General features: G+C 45.2%; 13 protein-coding genes and 1 tRNA gene. 6 read left to right on the top strand and 8 right to left on the bottom strand.

Translation table 11 applies throughout. The features are described from left to right. Positions 1-21: 21 nt before the first annotated feature. The 4 genes from ACRC32_RS19785 to purE form a co-directional block, all read right to left on the bottom strand. Positions 22-95 (bottom strand) — tRNA-Pro (locus ACRC32_RS19785). 677 nt (positions 96-772) lie between these two features. Beyond that, positions 773-2044, bottom strand: coding sequence for an ammonium transporter (locus ACRC32_RS19780; protein ID WP_438555587.1), 1272 nt, complete (start codon positions 2042-2044; stop codon positions 773-775). Positions 2045-2412: 368 nt separating this feature from the next. Then, a complete protein-coding gene (locus tag ACRC32_RS19775) occupies positions 2413-4038 on the bottom strand; it encodes an ammonium transporter (protein WP_438555577.1) in 1626 nt (541 codons plus the stop codon). Between the two features lie 837 nt (positions 4039-4875). Beyond that, complete coding sequence (gene purE, locus ACRC32_RS19770; protein ID WP_438555576.1) at positions 4876-5394, bottom strand: 5-(carboxyamino)imidazole ribonucleotide mutase; 519 nt, start codon at positions 5392-5394, stop codon at positions 4876-4878. A gap of 138 nt (positions 5395-5532) precedes the next feature. Here purE and nagA point away from each other — a divergent pair, with 138 nt between their 5' ends. The 5 genes from nagA to ACRC32_RS19745 all read left to right on the top strand — a co-directional run bounded on the left by nagA (position 5533) and on the right by ACRC32_RS19745 (position 10401). Beyond that, positions 5533-6750: an N-acetylglucosamine-6-phosphate deacetylase gene (gene nagA, locus ACRC32_RS19765; RefSeq protein ID WP_438555575.1), complete on the top strand. Its 1218-nt coding sequence runs from the start codon at positions 5533-5535 to the stop codon at positions 6748-6750. 184 nt (positions 6751-6934) lie between these two features. Continuing rightward, positions 6935-7627, top strand: a complete 693-nt coding sequence (gene bchM, locus ACRC32_RS19760) for a magnesium protoporphyrin IX methyltransferase (RefSeq protein ID WP_438555574.1) — start codon at positions 6935-6937, stop codon at positions 7625-7627. 89 nt (positions 7628-7716) lie between these two features. Then, positions 7717-8100 carry a DUF423 domain-containing protein gene (locus ACRC32_RS19755; protein ID WP_438555573.1) on the top strand — a complete coding sequence of 128 codons (384 nt, stop codon included), beginning with the start codon at positions 7717-7719 and terminating at the stop codon, positions 8098-8100. A 226-nt stretch (positions 8101-8326) separates the two neighbouring features. Further along, positions 8327-8782, top strand: coding sequence for an orange carotenoid protein N-terminal domain-containing protein (locus ACRC32_RS19750; RefSeq protein ID WP_438555572.1), 456 nt, complete (start codon positions 8327-8329; stop codon positions 8780-8782). Positions 8783-8922: 140 nt separating this feature from the next. Continuing rightward, positions 8923-10401 carry a CoA-acylating methylmalonate-semialdehyde dehydrogenase gene (locus ACRC32_RS19745; RefSeq protein ID WP_438555571.1) on the top strand — a complete coding sequence of 493 codons (1479 nt, stop codon included), beginning with the start codon at positions 8923-8925 and terminating at the stop codon, positions 10399-10401. A gap of 132 nt (positions 10402-10533) precedes the next feature. Here the strand turns inward: ACRC32_RS19745 and ACRC32_RS19740 are convergent, their stop codons facing one another. Both ACRC32_RS19740 and petE read right to left on the bottom strand, forming a co-directional pair. After that, entirely contained in the window at positions 10534-11907 is a 1374-nt protein-coding gene (locus ACRC32_RS19740; RefSeq protein WP_438555570.1) for a cytochrome P450, read from the bottom strand. 269 nt (positions 11908-12176) lie between these two features. Next, the gene (petE, locus tag ACRC32_RS19735; RefSeq protein ID WP_015157412.1) at positions 12177-12596 is read right to left on the bottom strand and encodes a plastocyanin; all 420 of its coding nucleotides are present in this window, start codon (positions 12594-12596) and stop codon (positions 12177-12179) included. 472 nt (positions 12597-13068) lie between these two features. Between petE and ACRC32_RS19730 the strand changes: the two genes are divergently transcribed. Then, positions 13069-13593 carry a retropepsin-like aspartic protease family protein gene (locus ACRC32_RS19730; protein ID WP_438555569.1) on the top strand — a complete coding sequence of 175 codons (525 nt, stop codon included), beginning with the start codon at positions 13069-13071 and terminating at the stop codon, positions 13591-13593. Here ACRC32_RS19730 and ACRC32_RS19725 read toward each other — a convergent pair. Both ACRC32_RS19725 and ACRC32_RS19720 read right to left on the bottom strand, forming a co-directional pair. Further along, the gene (locus ACRC32_RS19725; RefSeq protein WP_438555586.1) at positions 13590-15278 is read right to left on the bottom strand and encodes a bifunctional pantoate--beta-alanine ligase/(d)CMP kinase; all 1689 of its coding nucleotides are present in this window, start codon (positions 15276-15278) and stop codon (positions 13590-13592) included. The genes ACRC32_RS19730 and ACRC32_RS19725 overlap by 4 nt on opposite strands. 248 nt (positions 15279-15526) lie before the next feature. Then, on the bottom strand, positions 15527-16071 hold a 545-nt coding region (locus ACRC32_RS19720; protein WP_438555568.1), incomplete at its 5' end, for a septal ring lytic transglycosylase RlpA family protein.

Genomic DNA, 16071 nt, shown 5'->3' with positions numbered 1-16071 from the left:
ACCAGATTGCACTAGATAAAATCGGGATGACTGGATTCGAACCAGCGGCCCCTTCGTCCCGAACGAAGTGCGCTACCAAGCTGCGCTACATCCCGCGATCATTTTGAGTCATTAGATGACTCAACCTCAGAGCATTCTAACATACCCGTTACATAGTGAATTTAGTTCTTGGGTAGACAGGGGATGAGGTATATAGATCTGTAGGGGCACGCAGATGTGCGCCCCTACGCAATGTATTACACCTGCATGGGAAACGCTATAGAACTTCAATTTTTCTGTAAAGTTTGAAATTTTCTATATAAAGAAGTACATGAATCGACTAAAATAAGTAAAAGTTTTCACAGAGAGAACGGCTTACTGTTTGCGCGATGAAATAGCAAGAGTGGCTCTCAGGAAAACTTGATTATACATATCTTTCTACGCGAGAAACCGAGAAGAAATCGCCTGAGCTTTTTGGCTCAGGCAACTTATAACCTGGTCCACTTCTTCAGACTACTTCACGCTAATTTAGATCGATAACAGTAAATTTCCCTAAAACCGATAGAATAGTTACTAATAAAATCAGTATAAATATGGTAGCTATCTAATTGGCAAAGGTTTTCCTAGCTTTTCAATGAGAAATTATTCGGATTCATGCAGACTTTGTGCAGCAAAAAATAGGGATATGGCATAACTAAATCCCTATACGTATGTCAAGCAGTGATAGAGCGAACTGTGATGCTAACTTAATCGAGACTAAAAACAAGATTCAATCTGCGCTCTGAATAATTTGTCACTTTGGCTCGTTAAATGACAGTCGTTCGCCAAACTCTTCATTGTAGCCTTCTTCACCGTGTTCGCTAATATCCATACCTTGAAGTTCTGCTTCTGGTTTGAGTCGCAGTCCTACGGTAATATCCAAAATTTTCATTAAGATAAAAGTCCCGATCGCGGCGATCGCGTAAGCAATTAAAACTGCAACAATTTGAACGATAAACTGGTTGAAATTTCCCCGTAACAAACCATCTTTACCAGCTGAATTAACTTCCGTAGTAGCGAAGATACCCGTGAGAATTGCGCCCACTGTTCCGCCCACACCATGCACGGGAAAAGTATCGAGGGAATCGTCAAATTGCAACTTTGCTTTAAAAGTGACGGCATAGAAGCAGATTAAAGAGGTGATACTACCAATCAGAATTGCTGCTAAAGGCGTGACAAATCCCGCAGCAGGTGTAATACCTACTAAACCAGCTACAGCACCAGTAGCCGCGCCAACAGCGGTAGGTTTGCCTCGCAATACCTTTTCTAGAATCAACCAAGTGAGGGCTGCTGCTGCCGCACTTGTATTTGTCGCCACAAATGCCACTGTTGCCAAGCCACCGGAAGCTAGCGCACTGCCAGCATTAAACCCAAACCAACCAAACCAGAGTAAACCCGCACCGAGCAAAATGAATGGGACGTTGTGGGGAGGAGCAATTCGGTCGGGATAGCTTTTGCGCGGTCCCAAAACATAAGCTGCAACGACGGCGGAGACTCCAGAACTGATATGCACGACCGTACCACCAGCAAAGTCGAGCGCACCCATCCCACCATATAAACCCAGCAAGCCGCCCTTTGCCCAGACCATGTGAGCAAGTGGGGTATAAATTAGGGTTGACCATAGCAGTACGAACAAAGAGTAAGCAGTGAAACTCATCCGTTCGACGATCGCCCCAGAAATCAGTGCAGGGGTGATAATGGCAAACATGGCTTGATAAATCATGAATGCCTGATGGGGAATTGTTGGGGCATAGGACAGTACTTCTACGGGGTTTGTCCCTTTGAGGTAGTCGGTGGTTTCTAACCCGACACCATTTAACCCAAACCACTGCAACCCACCAATAAAAGGTAGTCCAGGGGCAAAAGACAGGCTGTAACCCCAAAGTATCCAAGTCACGCCGACGATCGCCATTAGCAAGAAGCTCATCATCAGCGTATTTAGGATGTTACGCGATCGCACGAACCCACCATAGAAAAAGGCTAGTCCTGGTGTCATCAACAAGACTAAAGCAGCGGACATCAGCATAAATGCCGTATCTGCTGCGGTTTGAGCATTGGCGATCGCTGCGTTTGCGTCACTCGGTGCAGCAATTGCCTGCCCCGCAAGTGAGAATATTAGCCCAAAGACAATCGCGATCGCGCTCGAAACTTTTTGCAACACTTATTTTTCCTTAGACTTCCAACAGTTGTAAAACAATTTCATCTATGCCGCGTGAATACCATTCCATCAATATCCAAGCCATGATTCTGTGTTTAGAAATACATTTTACCTGCTGTCATCCCCCTTGCGATAGAGCGATAAAAAACCTGCTATAAGTTTCAACTCAATTGAAACTGACAGCAGGTTACTTTTACTCAACTAGCTACGAACTAGAAAAAGTTTAGTTAAAAAGCCTAGTAAGGATTGCTGGATACATCGCCAGCCCGCTTACCCATATTAGTAGCACTAGTATCAGCAAACCCAGTCACATCAGTTTCTTTGAGGAAGCCACTGTATGCTTCCATACCATGTTCGCCAATATCCAAGCCTTCAAATTCCTCTTCGGCAGTCACGCGAATTCCCAAAGTTGCCTTCAGCGCTAGCCAGAAGATAGTAGATAACAGGACAGTCATACCGCCAACTGTGATAATACCGATAAACTGCGCCCATAGTTGCGAGAAACCACCACCAAGCAGCAATCCTCTCGCAGGTCCCAATCCGTCTTCATACAAGTTCAGTGCGCCACCTGGACCTTCAGCAAATAAACCCACGCACAGAGTCCCGAATATACCGCAGACAAGGTGAACGGAGGTTGCACCTACAGGGTCATCAATTTTGATTTTGTCGAAGAAGGTAACGGAGAAAACAACAATGATACCAGCAATTAGACCAATTACCGCCGACCAAGGCACGCTCACGAAAGCACAAGAAGCAGTAATTCCCACTAAACCCGCCAGAATACCGTTAATAATCATGGACAAGTCAGGTTTACCCAAGTAAAGCCAAGCAACGGTAGTAGCAGCAATACCACCCATAGAACCAGCTAGGTTAGTCGTGACCGCAATATGAGCAATACTGGGATTGACTGACATCGTAGAACCAGGGTTGAAACCAAACCAGCCCAACCACAGAATTAAACAGCCTAGAGTAGCAATACTCATGTTATGCCCAGGCATGGCGACTGAAGAACCATTTTGGTATTTCCCGATTCTTGGTCCTAAGAACGCTGCACCCATCAAAGCCGCCCAACCACCTACAGAGTGGACTACAGTGGAACCAGCAAAATCCCAGAATCCAGCTTTTGCCAACCAACCGCCACCCCAAATCCAGTGACCTGTAATTGGGTACGCAATTCCGACTAACAATACGCTAAAGATTAAGAAGTCAACAAACTTGATCCGTTCCGCTACAGCACCCGAAACAATCGTAGCAGCAGTACCAGCAAATACAAGTTGGAACAAGAACTTGGCAAGCAAGGGTACTCCTGCCCAGTTGAGCGCACCAAACACGCCTTTGTATGCATCCGCAGTCGCCGGACTGTTATCTGCTCCCGCTAAGAACCAGCCAGTCGTACCAACGAAGGGATTGCCATCGCCGAACATTAAACCAAATCCAATCGCCCAAAACGCTACGGTAGAAAGGGCAAATACGATCAGGTTTTTCGACAAGACATTAACAGCGTTTTTCTGACGGCAAAAGCCAGTTTCCAACATACAGAAACCAGCATTCATAAAAAACACTAAAAAAGCAGCAATACAAACCCAAAGAGTATCTATTCCTACCCTGAGATTTTGTAATTCCTCTGCTACTTTATCTTGACTTGCAGGTGCGGCATCTTGGGCGATTGCGGCATAACCCCACGCCAGCACAATAACTACTGTTAGGGGAATGCAAGCCTGCCAAGAAGGAGACAATCGCTTCACCGCTAACTTTAGCTGCGTGAATAGAGATGTATGCTGAGATAAACGCTTCATTCCAGCAGCAGACAGCCGCTTTCTATTTATTCTGCGTTTATTTTTGGGTCTTAGTTTTAACATCATCACTTGTAACTATCCTCAAGCGGGCAAAAACTCTATAAAGTGGCTGATTAGCTACCAATTCTCGATTCAGAAGCGGCTATATTTAAACTCGATAACCTGATGCTGTCGATCTTGTGGTGTTTTTTCAGTTGTAAGCTAACTACCACAAAACTTGGCGCTACTCATAGCTGTAGGTTTAAATCTACAGAAAAGTATGTATACACCAGTATGGGCAGATTGAAGTCAACACTTTTACCCGTGAAAACCATTAGCTTGTTGTGTATTAGAATTAAGATTTTGTATTTTTTCTATTTTTGATTCTGTATCATTAGTTACATTAAATCAAGATTTCCTGACAAATCTAAATACGGCAAAATGCAGCCCAGAAAATTCAAACAATGCAACCACGGCAAAAGTATTGCCAATAATGGGATTGAGCCAAACTGAGTGCTTGGACTGATGCGATCTCAGTGACTTGGCTTCAGATCGCTCTGTCTCCGTCTAACCCCTTAAATCTCAGTATATTTTATTGCATATTACTAAGTATATTTAGGTAAGCAAGCATTTTGATTGCACTTACCTTTGCATCATAGACGGCACTCGTGCTTAACTAGAATGTCCGTGGTTTCAATTGATAGTTAGCCCTTGTCGATCGCCATAAGTCTTGAACAGAGCTGAGAGCTGCTCGGATTCAATTTATCGCTTATCTGGCTTAACGTAAAGCAGCGAACAAAAAAAGGATCGCCCTTTGAACAAAATATTACCTGTTGTTTGATACCTGTTATTTGATACCAATTTTTGTAGGCAGGGTGAGATGACTGTTCTTCATGCTTTCAGAACCAACTCATCAACGGCAGACTACAAATTAGTGATGTATTTTTGATAACCTATCTGTTCTAACTTTGCCTGCTTTTCCATCACAGTATTTGCCAAGCTTTGACGATATTGTTGTACCTTTGTCAATAACTCTGGTTGATGAGTTGCCAGAATTTGTACGGCTAACAAGCCAGCATTTTTCGCATTACCAATCGCTACTGTAGCTACAGGAATTCCCGCAGGCATTTGTACGATTGAATAAAGGGAATCTAGCCCCTGTAAGTGACGGCTAGCTACGGGAACGCCAATCACGGGTAGGGGTGTGAGAGCAGCAACCATACCTGGTAAATGGGCAGCACCGCCAGCACCAGCAATAATGACTTTGAGTCCGCGTTGGTGAGCAGATTGGGCGTACTCTACCATTCGTTGTGGGGTACGGTGGGCAGAAACGATCGCCACTTCTACAGCCAGAGCAAATTCTTCGCAAACTGCGATCGCATCTTGCATTGTCGGTAGATCGGAATCGCTACCCATAATAATGCCAATTTGGGGTGGAGTCATAAGAGGAGTGAGGAGAGAGGGATGAGGAGTGAGGAATGCATTGGTTCGACTTGGCGAGAAATAGAGAGATAGGGTTAGTTATAAACTAAATTGGCACTGGAATTTAGATAGATTTTTTGGATAAGGGTGGCTAGAGCGATGACTCATGCAGTAGATATTATCAATGCTCGCGTGCCTGGTTACGCGCAATTGCAGGGAATTCGGATCGATCTACACGGTCAAATTTCCGCAATTGAACCAATGGATCGATTTATTAAAAAAATTCCGCCTGCTAATTTACAAATTATCAATCTAGCAGCCGATCGAATATCTTTGGGTGGAGTCGATTTACAGATTAACGGGGCGCTAGGATTAGCATTTACAGATTTGCGAGCGTCAGATATCGATAAACTGCAAAAAATATCTGAATACTTGTGGCAACAAGGCATAGATGCTTATTTACCCACATTAGTTACGACTTCTGTAGAAAATATACAGCGATCGCTAGCCGTTATTGCTGACTATATGCAGCAGCAAGCCACATCTCTACCAACTGCCCAAGTTTTAGGAGTTCACCTTGAAGGACCATTTTTAAATCCGCAAAAGCGCGGCGCTCATCCAGCAGAATATTTATTGCCACTGACAATTCCACACATTCAGCAACTTTTAGGCGACTACGCTCGCATAGTCAAGGTTATCACCCTTGCCCCAGAATTAGATCCCACGGGCGAAGCCATAGCCTATTTGCGTTCTCTCGGTATAACAATCAGCCTCGGTCATTCCCTCGCCACAGCAACTCAGACAGAACGAGCCTTTAAACTAGGGGCAACAATGGTAACTCATGCCTTCAATGCCATGCCGGGACTCCACCACAGAGAACCTGGATTGTTAGGCGTTGCCTTGGTACATCCTCAAGTGAAATGTGGGTTAATTGCTGACGGACAACATATTTGCCCCACAATAATTCAAGTATTACTCCGCGCTGGCTGTTATCAACAAGGAATCTTTCTCGTCAGCGATGCCTTAGCACCTCTGGGGCTTCCAGATGGAGTATACTCTTGGGATACGCGGCAAATAGACGTGAAAAACGGTACAGCTAGACTGTTCGATGGTACGTTAGCTGGTACGACTCTACCACTACTTGTAGGAGTCCAGAACCTAGTTCGCTGGAACCTTTGTGACGTAGATACAGCGATCGCACTTGCCACCACCGCACCACGACAGGCGATCGATCTTCCCACAATTCAACTCGGTACTCCCTTTCATCAACTCCTACGCTGGCAGATAAAACAGGACAGCAAAGAACTGACGTGGAAGAGATTGTCTTTATCAGGGAGCAGGGAGCAGGAAGCAGGGAGCAGTGAAGAAAGGGTCTAGGGTGTAGTGAGTGGCTAGTGGCTGGTGGCTAGTGGCTAGTGACCAGAGTTGGTAAATTTTGAATTTTGAATTTTGAGTTGCTCCCCCAGCCCTCTTCCCCGACTCCCGACTCCCGACTCCCGACTCTCGACTGCCATATAGTGATAAATTTAAGGTTTGTGAACCAAAGCAATAATCTATCTATATGACTGCAACAGACGATAAAACAATTGTTAAAGAATATTTCAATACAACGGGATTTGACCGCTGGCGACGGATTTATGGTATCAGCAATGACGTTAACAAAGTCCAACTCGATATTCGCAACGGACACCAACAAACTGTAGATACTGTTATTGGGTGGTTGCAAGCAGATGGTAATTTATCGGAAATCTCTATTTGCGATGCAGGATGTGGAGTGGGTAGCCTCAGCATTCCCCTGGCACAGGCAGGTGCTAGGGTGTACGCTAGCGATCTGTCAGAAATGATGGTAGCAGAAGCCAAAGATAAAGCTAGCGCAGAATTGGGAGATTTGGTCAAGAATCTAACTCTGACCGTGCAAGATTTAGAAACACTCAGCGATCGCTATCATACCGTTATTTGTCTTGATGTTTTAATCCATTATCCCCAAGAACAAGTAGAGCAAATGATTTCTCATCTTTGTTCTTTAGCACAGACGCGCTTAATTGTGAGTTTTGCCCCAAAAACTTTTGCTCTTAGTTTGCTAAAAAAAATTGGTAGTTTCTTCCCTGGTGCAAGTAAGGCGACTCGTGCTTATTTACACCCAGCATCAGAAGTTATCAAAATTTTAGAAAAAAATGGTTTTACCGTACAGCGTCAGGCAATGACAAAGACTCGGTTCTATTTTTCTCGTTTAATAGAAGCAACTCGAAAATGATTCCCAAATCGGAATTAATTATAAAGCTAGCAAGTCCTTGAATTAAGAGATGAAATAATAAGAAAGTCTGGAATATAGGTTATTGGCTGATGGGTCAATTCTTTCTAGCGATCGCTGCTATATTTGGTGGTTTATCTGTTGGTGTAGGAGCCTTTGGCGCTCATGCTCTAAAAGAAAAATTAACTGAGCGATCGCTAGAAATTTTTGAAACTGGTGCTAGGTATCAAATGTATCACGCTCTAGCACTTTTAATAGTAGCTTTATTAATTAAAATTAGTGACGGGCAATTCTCTCAGCCTGTATTAATAGCTGCTGGGTGGAATTTTATTGTTGGAATTCTGATTTTTTCTGGCAGTTTGTACGCCTTAAGCTTAACAGGAATTAAGGTCATCGGTGCAATTACTCCACTAGGAGGAGCAGCTTTTATTGCTGGGTGGGGTGCATTGGCGCTCGCTGCCTTAAATAATAAGTGAGTGGTGACTAGTGAAGAGTGGCTAGTGGCTAGTGGCTGGTGACTAGCTACTCACAAATGACGAATAACGAATGACCAATGACAAATTCATCTGTCGTAAGTTGAAACCTCCATATCTGTCTCTAGCAAGGTTAAGTAACGCGATCGCTGCACTAAAACTATGAGAGAGGTTACAAAAGTTTACCTCGCCAGCTAGCAAGCAGCAATTATTGCAATCGGAGAGTTTTATGACTTACGCGACTGATGAAAGCACAAAGCGATCGCTAGAGCAGTTTAGCCGTTATGATGCCGATACTCAACTTGGATTGTTGTGGTTTGGGTATCTCGATCTAAAAGATAAGCTAACACCTGCAAACGAGACTTCCACACAGGATACCGCAGCAGCAGTATTCAATCAATTTGTTGCACTGTCACAAGAAGAACAGATGCAAGCACAGCGCGATATTGTGAATCGTGCTGACACAGATCTTAGCCGTGCCTACAGTGCTTTGGCTTCTAGTGGCAAATTAGATCTTTGGTTGCGCTTAGCACAAGGAATGGAAGACGGTAGAATTATTGGCGTGCCATCTGATTACGAACTACCCCCAGAAACAAAGGAGTTTGTAGAGCAAATCAAACAATTGGAATTTGAACAGCGACTGAATTTTATGCGTAGTGCTGTTGTCGAGATGGGCGCTAAATAAGCGATCGCCATTTTCAACACGATAATAAAAGTAGGGGCGTACAGTAGTTGTGCGCCTTTACTTACAATTACAGCTCGAAGTGAGAGAATATGGTTGAGCGATCGCAGGCAATAACCAGGTAATGACTATAGGTAACAACTATGAGTTCCGCCGCAATTCTCCAAAACTACATTAACGGTGAGTGGTGCGACTCTAGTGCAACTGAATATTTAAAAGTCGTCAATCCTGCCACAACTGAGTTACTCGCCCAAGTTCCCTTGGGGACATCCGCAGACGTAGATCGAGCTGCTACCGCTGCTGCTAACGCTTTTAGTAGTTGGCGACGCACGCCAGCCACGGAGCGAATCCAATACTTATTTAAACTCAAAGCTCTATTAGACGAAAATTTTGACGACATAGCTCGGACAATTACCCAAGAATGTGGCAAGACTCTAGAAGAGTCAAAAGGGGAAATGCGTCGAGCAATTGAGAATGTGGAAGTTGCCTGCGGCATCCCAATTTTAATGCAGGGACAGTACTCGGAAGATATTGCTAAAGGGATTGACGAATTTGTTATCCGCCAACCTGTAGGAGTTGCCGCAGTTATTGCACCGTTTAATTTCCCTGGAATGATTCCGTTTTGGTTTTTACCCTATGCGATCGCCTGTGGTAATACATATATCATCAAACCTTCAGAAAAAGTCCCGCTGACGATGCAAAAAGTCATGCGCCTGATAGAACATACGGGACTACCAAAGGGTGTTGTCAATTTAGTTAACGGTGCAAAAGAAGTTGTCGATGCGATTTTAGATTCTCCAGTTATTCGGGCGATTAGTTTTGTCGGTTCCACACCTGTCGCCCGATATGTATATAGTCGTGCCACCGCCAACGGCAAACGCGCCCAATGTCAAGGAGGAGCAAAAAATCCAGTCATCGTGTTGCCGGATGCAGACATAGAAATGACAACTCGGATTGTTGCCGATAGTGCTTTCGGTTGTGCGGGACAACGCTGTTTAGCTGCTTCCTTAGCGGTGACGGTAGGAGAAGCAGGAAAAATCTTTACAGAGGCGATCGCCCAAGCTGCAACTTCCCGCGTTGTTAGTTACGGTTTAGATTCAGGCGTACAGATGGGACCCGTAATTACGGCTGAAAGTCAGTCGAGAATTAAGCACTTAGTAGAGCAAGGAATTGCCGCAGGTGCAAAACCACTCGTAGACGGTCGAAAATCGCTAATTTCTGATTATCCTGACGGTTATTTTATTAAACCAACAATCTTACAAGACATCGATCCAGCAGGTGCGATCGCCCGTACTGAAATTTTTGGTCCCGTTTTAGGACTCATTCACCTCGACAGCATAGAAGCGGCGATTCAATTTATTAATAGCGGTCAGTATGGTAACATGGCTTGCCTATTTACCTCCTCTGGCGCAGCTGCACGAAAATTTCGCTACGAAGCAGAAGTCGGTAACATCGGAATTAATATTGGTGTTGCCGCACCGATGGCATTTTTTCCCTTTAGCGGTTGGAAGGAAAGCTTCTTTGGAGACTTGCACGGACAGGGACACCATGCAGTTGAATTTTTCACCCAGACTAAAGTTGTTGTAGAGCGCTGGCGACAAAATTGGTCGAGACAGTTTTGAAAAAGTCACGTAGGGACGGGTTTTTTGAAGTTGCTGTACTAGAAAAAATCATTCTACGATTAAACTCGCCCGTACAACAGTCAAAATAATTCTGACAGGGTTTTTCCCTCTGCCCTCTGCCTTCTACCTTTTCTATGAAATAAGAGCTAGAATTTTCTCGGATTTGCGCTCGCTAACTAACATTTGAAAATTGCCTGGAAGAGCCATTGTGAGTCCGCGCCGTACGGGTTTAAGCTGGCGATCGCTGCTCAATTCTAAATTGTACTGAGACAAAATCTGTGCTACAACTAGCTTCATTTCCATTAGCGCTAGAGCTGCTCCTAAACAACGACGATTACCTCCACCAAAAGGCAGAAATTCATGAGGAGAATACTGTCTTTCTAGAAAACGTTCTGGGCGAAAAAGTTGCGGCTGAGGGTATAAATCTTCGCGGTGATGGATGGCATAGGTCAGAGCTACAAAAGCCGTTTCTGGTTCAAACTGATATCCCATCAACTCCATTGGTGACTTTGAAACTCTGGCGAAACTGCCAGCAACAATCGGATAAATTCGCAGTGTTTCCGATACAACTGCTCCTAAATAGGGCAATTTAACAATTTCAATTTTGTTAGTTTCACGATAAGCATCGAGTTCTTTAAGCAACTTCTCACGAACTTCTGGTAGGTAATGAATCCAATACAATGCCCAAACTAATGCAGAAGCAGTAGTTTCGTGTCCGGCAATTAGTAAAGTCATTAACTCATCGTGCACTTCTTCATCAGTTAGCGATGCTCCCGATTCGTCTTTTGCTAACATCAACAGAGTCAGAATATCGTTTCCAGCTAAATCATTTTGTTCTCGACGGGAGCGAATTTCTTCATACAAGAGTTGTCTGATTTGCTGTCTCAAACGTAAAAAACGTCCCCAAGGACTCAGAGATCCCCAATCTTTTTGTAAGAATTGAAAAAAGAGCAAACTAGAACTGAGAGGAGAACTAATCGTGTCGAGCATCTCGCTCAGTAGCCTTCTGAGTTGCTCGGATCTTTCACTCTGAGATTCTAATCCAAAAACAACTTGCAGAATGACTCGTAGGGTGATTTCTTGCGTGTAGAGCCGAACTCTAATTGGCTTGCCAATTTGCCAGCGATTCGTTACCTGTTCGCTAATTTCCCAGATCATTTGGCTGTAAGATTGTAGATACTCGCTATGAAAAGAAGGCATCAACAATCGTCGTCGCTGCTGGTGAGCTTCTCCATCCATTAAAATTAGCGAGTTGTCTCCCAACAGAAAGCTTAGGCTTGCATTTGCTCTACCGACATCAAATCGTTCTGGTGGAGCGGTAAAAATTTCCTTCACCGCCTGGGGATTACTGATAACTATTGTAAAGGGCGATCGCCGACCGATCCGATAAATCTCTCCATAGTGCTTGGTATCATCCTCAAATAACTTCAAAGGATGGAAAATCGCCTTATACGTGCGCCAATATCTCAACAACCCAGAACTATTTGCACCTGGTGGCAGCGTCATTTTTTTGTTCCTACGCTAGTTCAGCACGGCAGAAATAATTGCCAATGAATCAAAGCATCAGACGCTCATAGTAACAGATTTTTAACTTCTGACTTTTGAGTTCTGATTTCTTGTGCTAATTCCTTTTTCATTTTGATCGACTCCGAGAAATTTTGCTAATCGTCGTAGCAGAAATGCCTCAGAAAGCCAGTGTTGGTGACTCTTTGAGGCATTTCTCATCGTTACACGATGTATGGCTGTGCTATTCCCAGCAAATTTTAGCTAAATCTCTAGCTAGCAACCGTAACTTTACCAATCATTCCAGCACCACGATGAGGTTCGCAGTAGAAGGTGTAGTCCCCAGCAGGAGCATCAGCGGGAATAGTGGTTGAGACTGATTGACCTGGGGTCATCAGTAATTGCTTGTGGGATAGGGATTTTGCCAAATCTGCACTCTTATTAGGAGTGCCAGCTGTATCGAAGACAACGTTGTGGGGAGGCACTTTGTTGTTTACAAACTCAATGGTGTCCCCTGGCTTTACAGTCAGCTTGGATGGCTCAAACGCCAGCATCCCTTTATCTGTACCTAACTTAACTTGAAAAGTTTCAGCAGCGGCAGGGGCAGAAAAGAATGCAAAGCTACTAGCAACCAAAACGATTGTTAAAACAGCTAAACCCAAGCGCCGCAAAGTTGCAGCAAATAGTTTCATGACCTTCTCCAAACAGGTTTGACAATTTGTCATACTTAATTTTATCAACTATGGATGTTAATTCTTCATTCTCTTTCTAGCTAATTTATTCTCACTCTCACGATATAGGGAGAACGGCAGAAATCAGCAGTCGGAAGTAGTCCATAGCTGGTTGCTGTGAGGCGATCGCCTGTGCTTTTGGACTCAATAGGTGAAACCCGAAGCCACAGCTTTTAATCAATCTGTAATATCTTCATAATTGAGCTAGCAGAAACACGGAAGAATTTTCAAAAATTTAAGCTTATTTTAATAAATAGAGATGCGCTCCTAGAACTATAAGTAGCTACTGCTAATTGCAATTCAGCCGCACCGGATAAATTTGGTGATGTTCAATAGCTGCTACCCAGTCATTTGTGCCTCATCTTTACCAAATGACAAATGACCGATGACAAATTTATTGTCAGCTTTATCTAAAATTTCTATTTGACAATATATGAAACAATTACTGAGGCTGTTTATTCCCCTTGCTGGAATCGCTCTATTTCAGACAACCGCGATCGCTCAAGAAGCAGATGGGTGTTTTATGCTTGACTCTAGCGGACAGACAATTGACTTATCTACCGTTTGCGGTCAACCAAAAAAAATTTCGGCTCACGCTAGCGAATTTCAAGCAAAAATCAAGCGCCGCGAAAGTGGAATACCAGTTATTGACGTAACTTTTAACGGTCAACAAAAATTTGAGATGCTTTTAGACACGGGAGCTTCTCAAACCACCATCACGACTGAGATGGCGCAGGCGTTAGGAGTCGTTCCAATTGGTATGCACAAAGCACAAATTGCCAATGGCGATATTGTAGAATTCCCCATTGGACAGGTCACTTCGATGAGCGTTGGCAAGGCTATGGTTCGCGAACCGAAAGTTTCGATTACTGAAGGAGATCCACTATTGGGACAGAACTTCTTTGAAGATTATGACGTGGTAATTAGGCGAGATGTGGTGGAATTTCAGCCGCGTTAATCGGTTCTCGCAAAAACTCGGTCGTACTGTAAGACAATTTCTGCAATGACTTGAGTAATACTCTTACCATCAGTAATAATCTCAACTGCCCCAGCAGCTTTTTTCAATGGTGCAACCTCGCGATTGCTATCCTGCCAATCTCGCGCGGCAATATCCCGTTCTAGTTGTTCCAAGCTCACCTGTAGTTGTCCTTGAGCTAAAAAGTCTTGCTGTCGCCGTTTAGCTCTTTCTTGCACGGAAGCCGTCAAGAAAATTTTCAGGTCGGCATCGGGAAAAACCTGCGTGCCGATGTCTCGTCCTTCCGCCACCAAGCCACCTTTTTGTCCCCACTGCTGCTGCTGCTTGACCAAGACTTGCCGCACTTCTGGAATTGCCGCGATCGCAGATACATTTGCCGTGACATCCAAACTGCGGATCGCTGAAGTCACTTCGCGATCGTTAATCCAAACTCTTACGGGTTGTGCCGCGTCTGCGCTAGCAGCTAATTGAATTTCGCACCGATTTGCTAGTTCTGCGATCGCGCACCGATCCGTGACTGAAATTCCCGACTCTAAAACCAACCACGTTAAGGCGCGGTACATGGCTCCCGTATCGAGGTAAACTAACCCCAACTCCCGCGCTACCGACCGCGATACAGTTGATTTACCGACTCCTGCCGGACCATCAATGGCGACAATCGGCTGGCGATCGCGCAAAATTATGTTGTCGATTAACCGCGTCGTTCCTACTCGTGCGGCAACCGCGATCGTGCCTGCTTCCTCTACTCTGTTCACTGGTCGTAACGTATCAGGATGTACTAACTCCAGATACTCTACTGCCACTCCCTCAGCCAGCGCAAGTACTTGCTCTACAGTTGTTAATAAAGTTTGGCGATCGCGCTTTCCGGCAACAAAAGCTTGTTGTGCCTGCTGCAAACTGCGATATATATATGATGCTCGTTCTCTTTGTTCTGGAGATAAATACTGATTGCGAGAACTCATTGCCAACCCCGATGCTTCCCGCACTGTAGGACAGCCAACAATCTCGACTGGCAAACTTAAATCTCGCACCAACCGTCGAATAATCGCTAATTGCTGTCCGTCTTTCTGACCAAAATACGCTCGACTCGGCTGGACTATATTTAACAATTTGGTCACGATCGTCGCTACACCCTGAAAATGCCTTGGACGCGATTTACCGCACAATACTGAAGTCATTTCTTCGGGTGGGATGACTTGAGTCAGTTGGGAGTTGGGAGTCGGGAATCGGGAGTCGGGAGTCGGGAGTCGGAAATTGGAAATCGGAAGTAGTTTTGCTCCCTCAGCTCCCTCAGCTCCCTCAGCTCCCTCAGCTCCCTCAGCTTCCTCTACTCTCTCCCCAATCCCCAGATCCTCGGCAGTGGGAGCAAAAATAACGTCAACGCCAGCTCGATCGCAGAGTTGGCGATCGCTCTCTAGTTGGCGCGGATATTGTTGATAATCTTCTGTAGGTCCGAATTGCAGTGGGTTGACAAAAATACTGACCACTACAAAGTCATTTTCCTGCCGCGCCCGTTGCATCAAGCTTAAATGTCCGGCGTGTAAAGCACCCATCGTCGGAACTAAACCGACGCTAATCTCAGCTGAAGCAGCTAGATTTCGCTTAGCTTCTGCTTTCAACACGCTTAAGTAACAGCGTAATGCTGCAACTGTTGCAAACAGACGCACCAATACCCCCTCTGTTTTAGTCTCAACCCGACTCTATTGTAGAGCAGATCGGAAGAGGGGTGAGGAGTGAGGAGCGAGGAGCGAGGAGTGAGGAGTGGGGGGAGGAGAGTGGTGCATGGTGTGGGAAGTGTGGGAAGTGTGGGAAGACACTCGAAGAATTTTCGAGAGCGCTCTCCCTTGTCCCCCTTGTCCTCCCTCTCTCGCTCCTCGCTCCGGACTTCGTCCCGCTTCGCTAACACTCCTCGCTCCTATCTTCCCAAGACTTCAACTCGCACGGAGGCAACACCCGAACCAGCCATACCGAGGACGCGAGCGGCGGCGGCGGAGAGGTCGATAATGCGACCGCCAATGTAGGGACCGCGATCGTTGATGCGGACTACAATTGAGCGACCCGTTCCCGTGTGGGTGACTCGTACCCGCGTCCCAAAGGGTAAGCTTTTGTGGGCAGCAGTAAGGGCATTTTGGTTGTAAGTTTCGCCGTTCGCCGTGCGATTTCCGTGGAAACCAGGACCGTACCAAGAGGCAACTCCATTCAGGACGGCGCGCACTGGTGCGAAAGCAATATTTTGTGGCTGCGATCGCTTGGGTTCTGGCATTCCTGCCACTTCTTTGAGGGGCGGAGCATTCCCTAAGAGTCGCCGCAAGCGGTTAGTGGCTTGTAATGCCTCGTCTGATAGTTTTTTCTTGTTCTGTTCTGGTAGTCTGGTATCCGCATCAACTGCTACCAGTTTTTTGCCGTCAATTGCAATCTCATAGCGTTCTGATGCTTTTTGGGCATTAGATTTGCCACTAT

Source organism: Chroococcidiopsis sp. (assembly GCF_051657925.1).
GTDB lineage: Bacteria > Cyanobacteriota > Cyanobacteriia > Cyanobacteriales > Chroococcidiopsidaceae > Chroococcidiopsis.
Note: the sequence above shows the minus strand (reverse complement) of the source record. Positions and strands in the feature narration are given on the sequence as shown.